Source organism: Streptomyces sp. NPDC093018 (assembly GCF_040684035.1).
Classification (GTDB): domain Bacteria; phylum Actinomycetota; class Actinomycetes; order Streptomycetales; family Streptomycetaceae; genus Streptomyces; species Streptomyces murinus.
In genome coordinates, this window is record NZ_JBFBFF010000003.1 from 348,457 (window position 1) to 361,291 (window position 12,835).

The 12,835-nt window shown below is 73.2% G+C and carries 11 protein-coding genes; 3 read left to right on the plus strand and 8 right to left on the minus strand.

Going from position 1 to position 12,835, the window contains the following annotated elements:
• Nucleotide 1: 1 nt before the first annotated feature.
• The 4 genes from AB0N90_RS08910 to AB0N90_RS08925 form a co-directional block, all read right to left on the minus strand.
• Nucleotides 2-604, minus strand: a complete 603-nt coding sequence (locus AB0N90_RS08910; RefSeq protein ID WP_361671051.1) for a DUF4126 domain-containing protein — start codon at nucleotides 602-604, stop codon at nucleotides 2-4.
• Nucleotides 605-911: 307 nt separating this feature from the next.
• Complete coding sequence (locus AB0N90_RS08915) at nucleotides 912-1,541, minus strand: TetR/AcrR family transcriptional regulator (protein WP_365194223.1); 630 nt, start codon at nucleotides 1,539-1,541, stop codon at nucleotides 912-914.
• A 47-nt stretch (nucleotides 1,542-1,588) separates the two neighbouring features.
• Complete coding sequence (locus AB0N90_RS08920; RefSeq protein ID WP_365194225.1) at nucleotides 1,589-3,673, minus strand: YhgE/Pip domain-containing protein; 2,085 nt, start codon at nucleotides 3,671-3,673, stop codon at nucleotides 1,589-1,591.
• Nucleotides 3,660-4,412: an ATP-binding cassette domain-containing protein gene (locus tag AB0N90_RS08925; RefSeq protein ID WP_365194227.1), complete on the minus strand. Its 753-nt coding sequence runs from the start codon at nucleotides 4,410-4,412 to the stop codon at nucleotides 3,660-3,662. The genes AB0N90_RS08920 and AB0N90_RS08925 overlap by 14 nt, the downstream gene beginning before the upstream one ends.
• A 164-nt stretch (nucleotides 4,413-4,576) precedes the next feature.
• Between AB0N90_RS08925 and AB0N90_RS08930 the strand changes: the two genes are divergently transcribed.
• The 3 genes from AB0N90_RS08930 (at nucleotide 4,577) to AB0N90_RS08940 (ending at nucleotide 6,784) form a co-directional block, all read left to right on the plus strand.
• Nucleotides 4,577-5,161, plus strand: coding sequence for an SAV_6107 family HEPN domain-containing protein (locus tag AB0N90_RS08930; protein ID WP_365194230.1), 585 nt, complete (start codon nucleotides 4,577-4,579; stop codon nucleotides 5,159-5,161).
• Between the two features lie 135 nt (nucleotides 5,162-5,296).
• Entirely contained in the window at nucleotides 5,297-6,124 is an 828-nt protein-coding gene (locus AB0N90_RS08935) for a methyltransferase (protein ID WP_365194232.1), read from the plus strand.
• 276 nt (nucleotides 6,125-6,400) lie between these two features.
• On the plus strand, nucleotides 6,401-6,784 hold the full coding sequence (locus AB0N90_RS08940; RefSeq protein WP_037653071.1) for a DUF3040 domain-containing protein: 384 nt from the start codon (nucleotides 6,401-6,403) through the stop codon (nucleotides 6,782-6,784).
• A 190-nt stretch (nucleotides 6,785-6,974) separates the two neighbouring features.
• Here the strand turns inward: AB0N90_RS08940 and AB0N90_RS08945 are convergent, their stop codons facing one another.
• The 4 genes from AB0N90_RS08945 to AB0N90_RS08960 all read right to left on the minus strand — a co-directional run bounded on the left by AB0N90_RS08945 (nucleotide 6,975) and on the right by AB0N90_RS08960 (nucleotide 12,568).
• Nucleotides 6,975-9,353 (minus strand): DUF3488 and transglutaminase-like domain-containing protein, encoded by a 2,379-nt coding sequence (locus tag AB0N90_RS08945; RefSeq protein WP_365194235.1) that lies wholly within the window; start codon nucleotides 9,351-9,353, stop codon nucleotides 6,975-6,977.
• On the minus strand, nucleotides 9,350-10,708 hold the full coding sequence (locus AB0N90_RS08950) for a DUF58 domain-containing protein (protein WP_365194238.1): 1,359 nt from the start codon (nucleotides 10,706-10,708) through the stop codon (nucleotides 9,350-9,352). The genes AB0N90_RS08945 and AB0N90_RS08950 overlap by 4 nt, the downstream gene beginning before the upstream one ends.
• Nucleotides 10,708-11,748, minus strand: coding sequence for a MoxR family ATPase (locus tag AB0N90_RS08955; RefSeq protein ID WP_365194241.1), 1,041 nt, complete (start codon nucleotides 11,746-11,748; stop codon nucleotides 10,708-10,710). Before AB0N90_RS08955 ends, AB0N90_RS08950 begins: the two co-directional genes overlap by 1 nt.
• Nucleotides 11,749-12,019: 271 nt before the next feature.
• Entirely contained in the window at nucleotides 12,020-12,568 is a 549-nt protein-coding gene (locus tag AB0N90_RS08960) for a carbonic anhydrase (RefSeq protein ID WP_085564308.1), read from the minus strand.
• Nucleotides 12,569-12,835: the final 267 nt, after the last annotated feature.

Sequence of the window (12,835 nt, forward strand, 5' to 3'; positions counted from 1 at the left end):
CTCAGGGCACTCGTGAGGCCAGTCGGCGCTCCTCGCGGCGCTGGGCTCGGCGGCGCAGGAAGCGCCGGATGCGGGAGACCAGGAAGAACAGCGCGGCCAGCCCCGCGACCAGCAGCACCGCCGCGATGACCGCCGCCGCCTGCGGATGGAATATCGCGAAGGAGACCAGCGCGCCGACGCCCAGATCCTCGCCGATGCTCAGCGCGATATTGCTGAACGGCTCCGGCGAGGCGTTGACCGCCATCCGGGTCCCGGCCTTGACCGAGTGGCTGGCCAGCGCCGTGGAACCGCCGATCAGCGCGGCCGCCACCTCCGAGTACGAGCCGCTGTGCCCGGCGAGCAGCGCGCCCACCCAGGCGCCCGCGGCGGGCCGGATCACGGTGTGCACGGAGTCCCATATCGAGTCGACGTACGGCACCTTGTCGGCCGCCGCCTCGCACAGGAACAGCACGCCCGCGATGATCAGCACCTCGGGCCGCTGAAGGGCACCGGGGACGTCGTCGCTCACCCCGGTCACGCCGAACAGGCCGAGCAGGAGCACCACCGCGTAGGCGTTGATGCCGCTGGCCCAGCCACTGGTGAAGACGAGCGGGAGTACGGACACGCAGGCGATCGTAGCGAGACCCGGGAGCATCCGTCCTGGGCATGTACACGCAGGTCTGAGTATCCGTACCTAGGCCGCCGGATGAGTAGGCGCACGGATGGGCCGCAGGGGGCCGGGACGGAAGAGTGGAGCTCGGCAAGGGGGGCGCGGCCCGGTACCGCCGGCACGGGGCGGCGGAACGGTGCCCGCCGCCCGGCCATGACCCAGGGGGAGTACGGGGGAGTACGGGGGAGCGCGAAGGCGCCGGTCCAGCAGTGGACCGGCGCCTTCCGTGTGCCGTTCGGCGGCGCGCCGCCGCCCCGGTGGCTCAGACCCTGCCGCTGACCCGGCCCTGGAGCAGCCGGGACAGGGCCGCGTGCACATCGTCCAGGGAGCGCTGCGGCTGGAAGGACTTCCAGTCGAGCGCGGCCACCAGGACCATGCCGACCAGGGCCGCCGCCGTCAGCTGGACGTCGATCTCCTCGCTGAACTCGCCGCCCGCCACGCCCTCGCGCAGCACGCCCTCGACCACCGCGACGGCCTCCTGGCGCACCACCATCAGCGTGGACTGCCAGGCCCGGTTGGTGCGCCACAGCTCGGCCACGTACAGCTGGGTGAAGGCCGGGTAGCGGTCGATGAAGACCAGCCCGGCGCGGACCATCGCGTCCAGCGCGTCCACCCTGCTGCCGCCCTCGTGCGCGGTCTGTTCCGCGGCCTCCTGCAGGGAGGCGGTGAGCAGGCTGACCCCGTGCCGCAGCAGCTCCTCGAAGAGGACCGACTTGCTCGCGAAGTTGTAGTAGACGGTGCCCTTGGCGACCCCCGCCCGCTCGGCGATCTCGTCCACGGTGGTCGCGGAGAAGCCCTGCTCGGCGATGAGCGTGACGGCCGCCTCGTAGAGCTTCTGCCGGGTCGCCTCCCGGCGCGTGCTGCCGCCGGACCTGGCGCTGCTGCTTTCCATGGCACCGATTCTCACAGGTACCCGGGCCGGCCGGGCCGGTCCGGGGCTCACAGGCTCAGCTCCGGGTGCAGCCGGTCCAGCGTCCACACCTGCCGCTTGCGGGCCGCGAGCGCGGTCAGCGCGAGGGCGCCCACGGTGAACGCGGTCAGCACCGCGCACGCCTGCCACACCGGGCCGAGCCCGCCGCCGGTGATCAGCCGGCGCAGCGCCGACACCACGTAACTCATCGGCAGATACGGGTGGATGGCGTTGAAGAAGCCCGGACTGGTCTGCACCGGATAGGTGCCGCCCGCCGAGGTCAGCTGGAGCATCAGCAGGGCGAGGACCAGGATCCGGCCGGCCGCGCCGAAGCGGGCGTTGAGCCACTGCACGATCGCCGCGAAGCACGCGGTGACCAGGAACAGGAAGCCGACCGTGCCGGCCGCCCGCAGCATCTGGAGCCCGATCGCCCAGTGCAGTACGGCCATCAGCGCGCCCACCTGGAGCACGCCCAGCGCGACCACCGGCAGCCAGCCGGCGAGCGCGATCCGCCACGCCGGTGAACCGGCCGCCAGGGCACGCCGGTTGAGCGGTGCGATCAGCATGTAGGCCACCATCGCGCCCACCCACAGGGACAACGGGATGAAGTACGGGGCGAACCCGGTGCCGTAGTTGGGCGCCTTGTGCAGATCGTGGGAGGCCAGCTGGACCGGGTCGGCCATGACGCCGGTGCGCCGGTCGCGGTCGTGCTTGTCGTAGTCGGGGATCTTCTTGGCGCCGTCGTGCAGCCCGCCGGCGAGCTTCCCGGAGCCGTCGGTCAGCTTGTACAGGCCGCCGTCGAGGGTCTGGGCACCGGTCTTGGCGGTGCCGATGCCCGCGTCCAGAGTGGTGGCGCCCGTGTCGGCGGTGGCCAGACCGGTGTGCAGCTTCTTGGCACCGGCGGCGACCTGCTGCGCGCCGGCGTTCAGCTTGTCGATCTTCTTGACGGCGTCGCTGACGTCCTCGGAGAGGTGGGGCGCGCTCTTCTGGAGGGCGGTCGCCTGCTTCCGGAAGGTGCCCAGGTTGTCCCGCATGGTCGTCAGGTCGCCGTTCTGGTCGGCGATCAGGGTGTTCAGGTCGTCGGCGACACCGGACACGTCCGCGGCGGCCTGCTTCGCCTTCTGGAGCTGCGGGCAGAAGGAGTCGGGGACGGTGGCACTCTCGCAGCGGTCCTTGTAGACGTCCGCGAGGACGGCGGCGGACAGCTGCGCGGCCTTTGCGGCCTGGGGCGCGTGCTTCACCAGGACGTCGAGGTTGTCCTGGACCGTCTTGGCCGAGTCGGCCACCAGGCCCGCGGTGTCCCCGATGGTCTTCTCGTTGTCCTTCAGGAACGGGCCCGCCTGGGCGTAGACGCCGTCCACCTTGTCGGCGAGCGCCTGGGTGCCGTCGGCGACCTGCCGGGAGCCCTCCTGGAGGTCTCCGGAGCCGGTGTGCAGCTTCTTGATGCCCTTGGCGAGTTTTCCGCTGCCGCTCTTGGCGTCCACGAGCCCGTCGGCGAGGTCCTTGGACCCCTTTTCCGCCTTCCCCAGGCCGGTGTTCAGCTTGTCGGCGCCCTTGGCGGCCGTGACCGTCTTGTCGTGGATGCCGGAGAACGAGATGAAGATCTTGTCCAGGAAGGACCGCGACGCCTTGCTGGACGCGGCCGAGCGCACCTCGTTGAAGACCGTGCGGGATATCTGCCCGACGATGTAGTTGTTCGCGTCGTTGGTGCGCACCCGGAGGGCGCCGGTCTCCGGGTCGTCGCCGGAGCTGGAGGCGATGCGTTCGCTGAAGTCCGCCGGCATGGTGAGCGACAGGTAGTACGTGCCGTTCTCCACGCCCTTGCGGGCCTCGGCGTCGCTGACCTCGTGCCAGTCGAAGGTCTTGCTGTCGCGCAGCCCGGACACGAGGTCGTCGCCCGCGGTGATCTCCTTGCCGCTCGCGGTGGCGCCCTTGTCGTCGTTGACCAGCGCCACGGGGATGCGGTCCAGGCGGCCGTACGGATTCCAGAAGGACCACAGGTACAGGCCGCCGTAGAGGAGCGGCAGCACGAGCAGGGCGACGAGGGCGGCGCGCGGGAGCCTGCCGCGTCCGAAGCGCCGCAGTTCGAGGGCGGCGAGCCTAGGCGAGCGCATCGGCGTCCTCCTCGGTACGGCTCCCGGCCCGCGGGCTCGGGGCGTCCTCGTCGGTACGGTCCGTGGACACGGTGACGCAGTCCTCGGGGGCGGTACGGCACACCGCCAGGACCGTGGTGCCCGCGTCCGCCAGGGAGCGCAACAGGTCCCACACCTCGGCGCGTTCGGCCTCCGACAGCTTGGTGTCGAGGTCGTCCACGCCCAGCAGCCGGGGCCGGCCGATGAGCGCCAGGGCGACGGACAGGCGCAGCTCCTGCACCCGCTCCAGGTCGCGTACGGCCGTCCGGGAGCCCTTGGGCAGCGTCTCCGGGTCGAGCCCGGCCGCGGCGAGCGCCTCGTCCACGCGCAGCCGCGCCTCGTGCGAGCGGCCGGCCCGCGGGTGCAGCAGCTCGCGCAGGGAGTCGCCGAACCGGTGCTGGAGCAGGGCGCGTTCGCGCAGGTGCTCGCCGACGGTCAGGGCGGGTTCCAGGTCCGTCACCCCGGCCACATCGGCCAGCGCGCTGAAGCGGCGCACGGCCGCCAGGTGCCGGGGAAGTGTGGATCCGCCGACGGCGGCTACTCCCTCACTGCACTTCATCCGTCCGGTGAGCGCGAGCAGCAGACACGTACGGCCGGAGCCGGACGGTCCCTCGATCGCGATCAGCGAGCCGGGTTCCGCGTCGAGGGTGACGCCCCGAAAGGCCCACCCCCGTGGTCCCTTGAGCCCGAGGCCCTCGGCCGTGACGTGCGCGCCGTCCACAAGCCCCCCTGCGGTTCGGTAATTTTGAACTGACTGGTCAGTACAAAACTATGCCCCACCTTCCCTTGAGGCAAAAGCCCAGGTCGGATCGGATTGTCAGTGGCATACCTCACGATGGGCACATACGGCACCCGTGCCGTCACCCGGACGACAGGAGGTTCGTCATGGCCCACCCCTCCGCAGCCGCCGCACCCCGGCGCCGCGCCCTCGGCCCTGCCCCCTCAGCGGCTCGCGCCATCCCCTCCGCGACCGGCCCGGCGAGCGATGTGCACCCCGTGCTCCGGCACGCCACGGCCCCGCCCGCCGCCCTCGACCTGCTCGCCCAGGCCCGCGCCGGCCTCTTGGAGGCCGGCACCCTCGAAGCGCCGAACGAGCGCTATGCGACGGCCCACCTCGCCGCCCTGCGCACCGCCGCCGCCGTGCTCGCCGCCCGCGGCCGCCCCGAGACCTCCCCGCGCCGCCGCGCCCGGATCCGCAGCGCCTGGGAGGTGCTGCCCGAGATCGCCCCCGAACTGACCGAGTGGAGCGCCCTCTTCGCCTCCGGCGCCGCCCGCCGGGCCCGCGCCGAGGCCGGCATCCGGGGCGCCGCGAGCAGGCGGGACGCCGACGACCTGATACGCGACGCGGCGATGTTCCTGCGCCTGGTGGAGCGGATGCTGGTCCTCCAGCCGGTCCTGCCCCGGCCCCGCCCGGACGCCGAGGAGCCCGGCGGCCCGGCGGCCCGCGGTGACCTACCGGATGCGGGCTGACCACGGGTGGTGCGCCCGGCGTCCGCCGAGCGAGACGGACACGGCCGCGGCCCCCGCGATGACCAGGCAGAGCGCCGAAGGCAATAGGGTGGAGACGCCTGAAAGACGTCCAGCCCTGCCGAGGAGCCAACTGCCGTGTCGGACCCGATGCGCCCGCCCGTCTCCCCTCACCACCCGCATACGGCCTCGCTGCGCTCCGACCGTTCCGGCACCCGCGCCTCGCTGCGCACCGCCGTGGTCTCGGAGGTCCTCCAGGACGCCCTGGACCGGCGGGTCAAGGCGACGGGACGGGACGCGCTGGACGTCCTCGACACCGGCGGCGGCAGCGGCAACTTCGCGGTGCCCCTCGCCCGGGCCGGCCACCGTGTGACCGTGGTCGACCCCAGCCCGAACGCGTTGTTCGCGCTGGAGCGCCGCGCCGCCGAGGCCGGCGTCGCCGACCGGGTCAAGGGCGTCCAGGGCGACGCCCACGGCCTGTTCGACGTGGTCGAGCGCGGCGGCTACGACGCGGTGCTGTGCCACGGTGTCCTGGAGTACATGGACGACCCGGCCGAGGGCATGCGCAACGCGGTCGCGGCCCTGCGCCCCGAGGGCGTCCTCAGCGTGCTGGCCGCGGGCCTCGGCGGCGCCGTGCTCGCCCGCGCCCTCGCCGGCCACTTCACCGACGCCCGGCAGGCCCTCCAGGACCCCGACGGCCGCTGGGGCCCCGGCGACCCGATGCCGCGCCGCTTCACCGCCGAGCAGCTGACCGCGCTGGTCGAGGGCGTGGGCCTGCGGGTCGGCGCGGTGCACGGCGTGCGGGTCTTCGCGGACCTGGTGCCCGGCGTCCTGGTGGACACCGAGCCCGCCGCGCTGGACGCGCTGCTGCGGCTGGAGGCCGCCGCGGCCGAGCTGCCCGCGTTCCACTCCGTGGCCACCCAGCTGCACGTGCTCGGCGAGACGCCGGGCGCCGCCGAGGTCTGAGTACGCGGCCGACCCGCCGCTGATCAGGGCATCGGCGGCGGATGGAGTACAGCACAAGCCCCCCGATCGTGGGGTTTGCGCCGTATGATCGAGGTACACCACCCGGCATGACGGGTCGGCCGCCGGGGAATGGAAGCATCGGCGAGCCGGGACGGCCATGGCGGGACCCCGGTTGGTCAATTGGCGCAGAGGGGCGGGTTTCACGGGGGCGATTCCCTGCCTATCCTGAAGGGACCCCCCGGGTCGCCCCGGCGACCGCACGATGAGGAGGACTCCGTGCCGCTCTCGGAGCACGAGCAGCGCATGCTCGAGCAAATGGAGCGAGCGCTGTACGCCGAAGATCCCAAGTTCGCGTCAGCGCTTGAGGGAAGCGGGCTGCGTACGTACACCCGGCGGCGGGTCTACCAGGCGGTCGCGGGCTTTCTCGTCGGTATCGCGCTCCTCATGGCCGGAATGGTCGCCCAGCTGATCTGGATCAGCGTCGTGGGTTTCCTCGTCATGCTCGGCTGCGCGGTGCTCGCGGTCACGGGCTGGCGCAAGGCGCCCAAACCGGGGGAACAACCCGCGGGCGCGGTACGGCGCCCGGTGCGGGCCAAGCGGTCCATGATGGATCGCATCGAGGAGCGGTGGCAAAGACGGCGGGACGAACAGGGACGGTAGCGCTCCGCTGGTTCGGCCGTTCTTGATCTGAGCTTTTCCGAGGGGTGATCACCGGGACCGGTGGTCACCCCTCGGCTTTGCCTCCGGCTCCGCCGCCGTCTCGCCGTCGTCGGCTGCCCCGCCGCGGTGGCCGGTCGCGCAGTTCCCCCCCCGCCCCTTGCGGGGCGCGGGGCGGGGTGTGCGCGTCCGGCTAGCGCTCCGAGGGGCGCGGGCGTCGTATCGACGGCCGGGCCGCCGTCGCCCGGGTGCGCAGCGCCGACCAGCGGGCCGAGACCGCCCACAGGGCACGGACCGCCGAGCGGGGCAGGAGGCGGGCCCGCAGGCGGGCCTTGCGGGAGGCCGTGCCGTGGAGGGCCGCCGTGGCCTGGCGTACGTCGTCGGCCACTCCAGGGGCGGGGTGCGGCCGAGGGGCGTACAGGACCTGTTCCAGGGCGCCGGCGATGCGGTGGACCGCGGCGCCGGCCGGCCCGTCCAGGCGGCCCAGGCGGATGATCCGGTCGGCCGCGCCCCGCGGGGTCAGCGACTCGTCCGGCACGATGCCCAGGTCCCACGCGCTGTCGGTCAGCTCCTGCCACGCGGCCAGTGTGTGCGCCGCCGCCCCCGCGTCGGTGCGGGCATGCCCACCGAGCCGCACCGACCGCATCCGGGTCCGCCACAGCAGCGGCGAGAGCGGAACGGCCAGCACCACCAGCACGGCCGGCGCGATCAGCGCGAACCACCACGGGCCCGGACCGCTGCCGCCCCCGGCCGGGACCGCCGCCGCCGACGGCGTGTCGCACGCCCCCGGACCGCTCGCGCAGTCCGCACCGGCCGACGGGGCCGCCGACGGCTTCGAGGAGCCGTTCTTGGACGGCAGCGACTGGTCCGGCTGCGAGGTGCCGGGCGCCACCGACTGGGTGTACGACGGCACCACGCCCCGCGTCGGCGTCGGCTCGAACCGCGTCCAGCCCACGCCCTGGAAGTACAGCTCGGGCCAGGCGTGCGCGTCCTTCAGGCTGACCGCGACCGAACCGTCCGCCTGCGGGGTGCCGGGCGCGAAGCCCACCGCGACCCGGGCCGGGATGCCGAGGGTGCGGGCCATCGCCGCCATCGCGAAGGAGAAGTGGACGCAGAACCCCTGCTTCTTCTTCAGGAAGTTCGCGATGGCGTCCGGACCGCTGCCGACCGCCACCTGGGTGTCGTACTGGAAGCCGCCGTCGGTGGAGAACCAGTCCTGGAGCCGGACGGCCTGCTCGTAGTGGTTCTTCGCGCCCGCCGTGACCTCCCGGGCGGTCCGCGCCACCACCTTCGGCAGCGTGCCCGGCACCTCGGTGTACTCGCGCCGCAGCGCGGCCGGCGGCTCCGGCGCGGTCGCCAGCTGCCCCGCGGTCGGCCGCACGTCCAGGCTGGTCACCTGGTACGTCTTGCCGCGCGTGGTCTGGCCGTGGTCGCCCACCAGCGTCATGCCGACCGGTTCGTACCGCCAGCTGCCGCCGATCTTCACCTTGCTCGGCGGATAGGGCATCGGCAGCCAGTCCTGCGCGTACCAGTCCGCCGCCGTCACGGTGGTCCGCTGGGTGTCGCGCCGGACGTCAGGACTCAGCCCGGACGGCGCCGGGAACGTGTTCGGCACACCCACGATGTGCCGCTGCGCCGGTTTCCAGGTGGTGCCGTCGAAGTCGTCGAGGGAGACGATGCGCAGATACAGGTCCGAGAGGTCGGGGCTGCTGGTGCGCACGGACAGCACCGTGCGGTCGTCGGTGGTGTTCAGGCTGTCGCGCAGCGACACCAGCGGGTTGACCGCGGAGATGGTGCCGCCGCGGCCCGGGCCCGCGCCGACCCCGGCGCCGTCCGCGGCCAGCAGACCGCCCTGCATCGCGGGCAGCACCAGCGGCACCAGCAGGGCCACCCCGAGGGCGACCGCGCCGATCCGCCGTCCGGTGCGCACCGGGGCGACCGTGCCCCCGTCCGGGGCGCCGCCCTGGGCGCGGGGCGCGGCGCCGAAGACACGGCCCCACTGGGCGAGCCGGTCCCGGCCCTCGGCGAGCAGCAGCATCAGATAGCCGCCCGCCGCCACCAGGAACCACAGCCAGTCCGGGCCGCCCTGGGACAGCCCGGCGGCCACCGAGTACAGCGCGAGCAGCGGCAGCCCGGCGGGCGCGGCGCTGCGGAAGGTCACCGCGAGGGTGTCCACCAGCAGGCCGATCAGCAGCACACCGCCGATCAGCATCAGCCGGATGCCGTCGGTGAGCGGTGCCGGTATGGCGTACTGGCTCACGTCCTGCCCGCCCTGCCGCAGCAGTTCGGCGAGGTACGAGAAGGTGTCGGGGCCCGGGATCACCCCGGCGATCGCGTGGCCGCGGGCGAAGACCAGGGTGAGCAGCAGCAGTGTGGCCACCGCCTGCACCAGTACGGTCAGCGGACGGCCGAGCGGCACCCGCCGGGCCGCCGCGCCCACCCCGCTCTGCACGACCACCAGCGGCACCAGCTCCAGCAGCCAGGACGGTCCGTTCACCAGCGGCAGCAGCGCGCACGAGGCCATCAAGGTGGCCGCCGCCGCGCACAGCGCCAAGCGCGCCCGCCCGCTCATGCCCGTACCTCCCCCGTCGCCGCGGCCAGGCCCGAGCGTTCACGGTCCGCCCGGTCCCACAGTTCGTCGAGGGCGGCGCCGCGCGGCACGCCGACCACCGTCCAGCCCGCGTCGCGCAGCAGGTGCAGCCGGTCCGTGTGCGCGGCCTCGGGGCGTGGGGGCTCGGCCGGGTCGCGGGTCCAGACGGCCGGGTCCAGGACGAAGGCGACGGCGCCGCCGCGCCGGCTCATCCCGGCGACCGTGGTGGCCTGCTCCTCGTCCAGGTCGCCGAGGAAGGCGATCAGCAGGCCCTCGGCGCCGCCGCGCAGCGCGTCATGGGCCCGGGAGAGGTCCTCGCCGCCGGAGTGGTCGATCACCGCGAGGGTGTCCAGGATCAGCCCGGCCGCGTCCGCGGCCTCCTGGCCGCCGCCCGCGAAGCCGTCGGCGCTCTCGCCGGGCACCGCGCTGCCGGTGTCCGTCAGCAGTCGTACCGAGAAGCCCCGTTCGAGCAGGTGCACCAGCGTGGAGGCGGCGCCGGAGACGGCCCACTCGAAGGCCGAGTCGGGGCCCGCGCCCTCGTAGGCGCAGCCGCGGGTGTCCAGCAGGACGGTGCAGCGGGCACGCCGGGGCTGTTCCTCGCGGCGCACCATCAGCTCGCCGTAGCGCGCGGTGGAGCGCCAGTGCACACGGCGCAGATCATCGCCGTACCGGTAGCCGCGCGGGATCACGTCGTCCTCACCGGCCAGGGCGAGCGCGCGCCGGTGGCCGTCGCCGTAGCCCCTGGCCTCACCGGCGAACCGGGCCGGGGTCAGCGGGGTCACCCGGGGGATGACGGTGAGGGTGTCGGACTCCGCGAAGGAGCGGGTCAGTTCGCACATCCCGAAGGGGTCGGTGAGGCGCAGCTGGAGCGGGCCGAGCGGATAGCGGCCGCGCAGGTCCGAGCGGACCCGGTAGGACACCTCGCGCCGGCCGCCCGGCTCCATCCGGTCCAGCACGAACCGGGGCCGGGGCCCGAGCACATAGGGCACCCGGTCCTGGAGCATCAGCAGACCGGTGGGCAGCCGGGAGACGTTGTCCATCCGCAGCCGGACCCGGGCCTCGCCGCCGGCCGGGACGCGCGCGGGGGACAGCGCCCGGGTGCCGGAGACCCGGTAGCGGGTGCGGTAGAGCACGGTCGCGCAGGTCAGCGGTAGTGCGGCCAGCAGCAGACCGACGCGCAGCAGTTCACTCTGGCCCAGCACATAGGCGCAGATCGCGGCGGCGATCCCGGCCGCGAGGAAGGAGCGGCCGCGGGTGGTCAGACCGGCCAGCGCGGTGCGGATACCGCCCGCCTCCGGGCGCTCGCCCGCCGCCCGCTCCGTCCCCCCGGCGCTCATCACAGGCCCCGCGGGGGCTGCTGCGGATAGGCGGGCACGCCGCGGCCGATGCCGTCGAGCCCGCCGCGCGCGCCCGGCGCCGCGGGCACCGGGGTGCGCTGGAGGATCTCCTGCACCACCTGCTCCGCGCTGCGGCGGTTGAGCTGGGCCTGGGCGGTGGGCAGCAGCCGGTGCGCGAGGACGGCCACGGCGAGTTCCTGGACGTCGTCCGGCAGTGCGTACTCCCGGCCGGCCAGGGCGGCGGACGCCTTCGCGGCGCGCAGCAGATGCAGAGTGGCACGCGGTGAGGCGCCGAGTCTGAGATCGGGGTGGACGCGGGTGGCGCCGACCAGCTCCACCGCGTACCGGCGCACCGGTTCGGCGACATGCACCCCGCGCACCGCGTCGATCAGCTTCACGATCTCGTGGGCGTGCGCCACCGGCTGGAGGTCCTCCAGCGGGTTGGCCCCGCCGTGCACGTCCAGCATCTGGAGTTCGGCCTCCACGCTGGGGTAGCCGACGGAGACACGGGCCATGAAGCGGTCGCGCTGGGCCTCGGGCAGCGGGTAGGTGCCCTCCATCTCGACCGGGTTCTGGGTGGCCACCACCATGAAAGGACTGGGCAGTTCATAGGACTGTCCGTCGATGGTGACCTGGCGCTCCTCCATGGACTCCAGCAGCGCCGACTGGGTCTTGGGCGAGGCGCGGTTGATCTCGTCGCCGATCACGATCTGCGCGAAGACCGCGCCCGGCTTGAACTCGAAGTCCCGGCGCTGCTGGTCCCAGATGGAGACACCGGTGATGTCCGAGGGCAGCAGGTCGGGCGTGAACTGGATGCGCCGCACCGAGCAGTCGATGGACCGCGCCAGCGCCTTGGCGAGCATCGTCTTGCCCACGCCGGGGACGTCCTCGATCAGCAGATGGCCCTCGGCGAGCAGCACGGTCAGCGCGAGCCGTACGACCTCGGGCTTGCCCTCGATCACGCCTTCCACCGAGCCGCGCACCCGTTCCACGGTGGCACTCAGATCGCTGAGGTTCTCTCGACCGTCATAGGTCGTCACCCGGCCCTCCTCGGCCCGTTCTTCCCGGGCCGGCACGCTTGATCACGGCCGGCCCACCCCGAAACACGGACACCACGCGGAAATGGTTCCGCGCGATGTCGCACACCGCATTCTTGCTGCCGTTACCGATTCGTGTCACCGCCTGTGGACAACTGCCCGCACGATGTCGGTCGTACGGCCCTTTCGGCCAGGCTTTCGATACGTTTCGGTGGGGATTGCCTCGGGGGCGGAAGTCGGAACGGAGAGTGCCCCGGGGCGGCCGGGGCGCCGGTCAGGCCGGGTCCACCTCGCGCAGCGCGCCGGTGCGCACGTCGAAGACGAAGCCGCGCACGTCCGTGGTGCTCAGCAGGAACGGCGAGGTGCGCACCCGCTGCATCGACTGCCGTACGTCCTGGTCGACGTCGCGGAAGGACTCCACCGCCCACGCCGGGCGCTGGCCGACCTCCATCTCCAGGTCGTGCCGGAACTCCTCGGTGATGGTCTCCATGCCGCAGCCGGTGTGGTGGATGAGCACCACGCTGCGGGTGCCCAGCGCCCGCTGGCTGATGGTCAGGGAGCGGATGACGTCGTCGGTGACCACTCCGCCCGCGTTGCGGATGGTGTGACAGTCACCCAGCTCCAGGCCCAGGGCGGCGTGCAGGTCGAGACGGGCGTCCATGCACGCCACGACGGCGACCTTGAGCACGGGACGGGCGTCCATGCCGGGATCGGTGAACTCGGCGGCGTACCGCTGGTTGGCCTCCACCAGGCGGTCGGTCACAGCGCCACCGCCACTTATGGCGCCTTCGGATCCAGTGGGAACTGCTGCGGAAGTCGACATACTCATGACGTTACTGGTCACTCGTGGACGCGGCCTGCTGTGAGAGCGGACAAAGAACGTCATCGTGGCTTGTTGTGAGCTACCCCATACGGACGGCAAACCAGGGCCGGAAGGGTGAATCTGTTCGAAAGACGGCGTCCGTGCGGAGGCGGTGCGCGACGCGCAGGCCGGTTGATTGACCGTGAGACACCGTGGACTAAAGTGACGCGAAGCGGGAGGCGTGCTTCTCCCTGCTGGTGAAACCCCCGGAGACCCGGCACCCGCCCG

Bases quoted from the DNA above. Each gene is read 5' to 3' on its own strand.
- AB0N90_RS08930 (WP_365194230.1), top strand. From the start codon at position 4,577: ATGGCCCACCCCTCCGCAGCCGCCGCACCCCGGCGCCGCGCCCTCGGC.
- AB0N90_RS08950 (WP_365194238.1), bottom strand. From the start codon at position 10,708: ATGAGCGCCGGGGGGACGGAGCGGGCGGCGGGCGAGCGCCCGGAGGCG.
- AB0N90_RS08960 (WP_085564308.1), bottom strand. From the start codon at position 12,568: ATGTCGACTTCCGCAGCAGTTCCCACTGGATCCGAAGGCGCCATAAGT.
- AB0N90_RS08920 (WP_365194225.1), bottom strand. From the start codon at position 3,673: ATGCGCTCGCCTAGGCTCGCCGCCCTCGAACTGCGGCGCTTCGGACGC.
- AB0N90_RS08915 (WP_365194223.1), bottom strand. From the start codon at position 1,541: ATGGAAAGCAGCAGCGCCAGGTCCGGCGGCAGCACGCGCCGGGAGGCG.
- AB0N90_RS08945 (WP_365194235.1), bottom strand. From the start codon at position 9,353: ATGAGCGGGCGGGCGCGCTTGGCGCTGTGCGCGGCGGCGGCCACCTTG.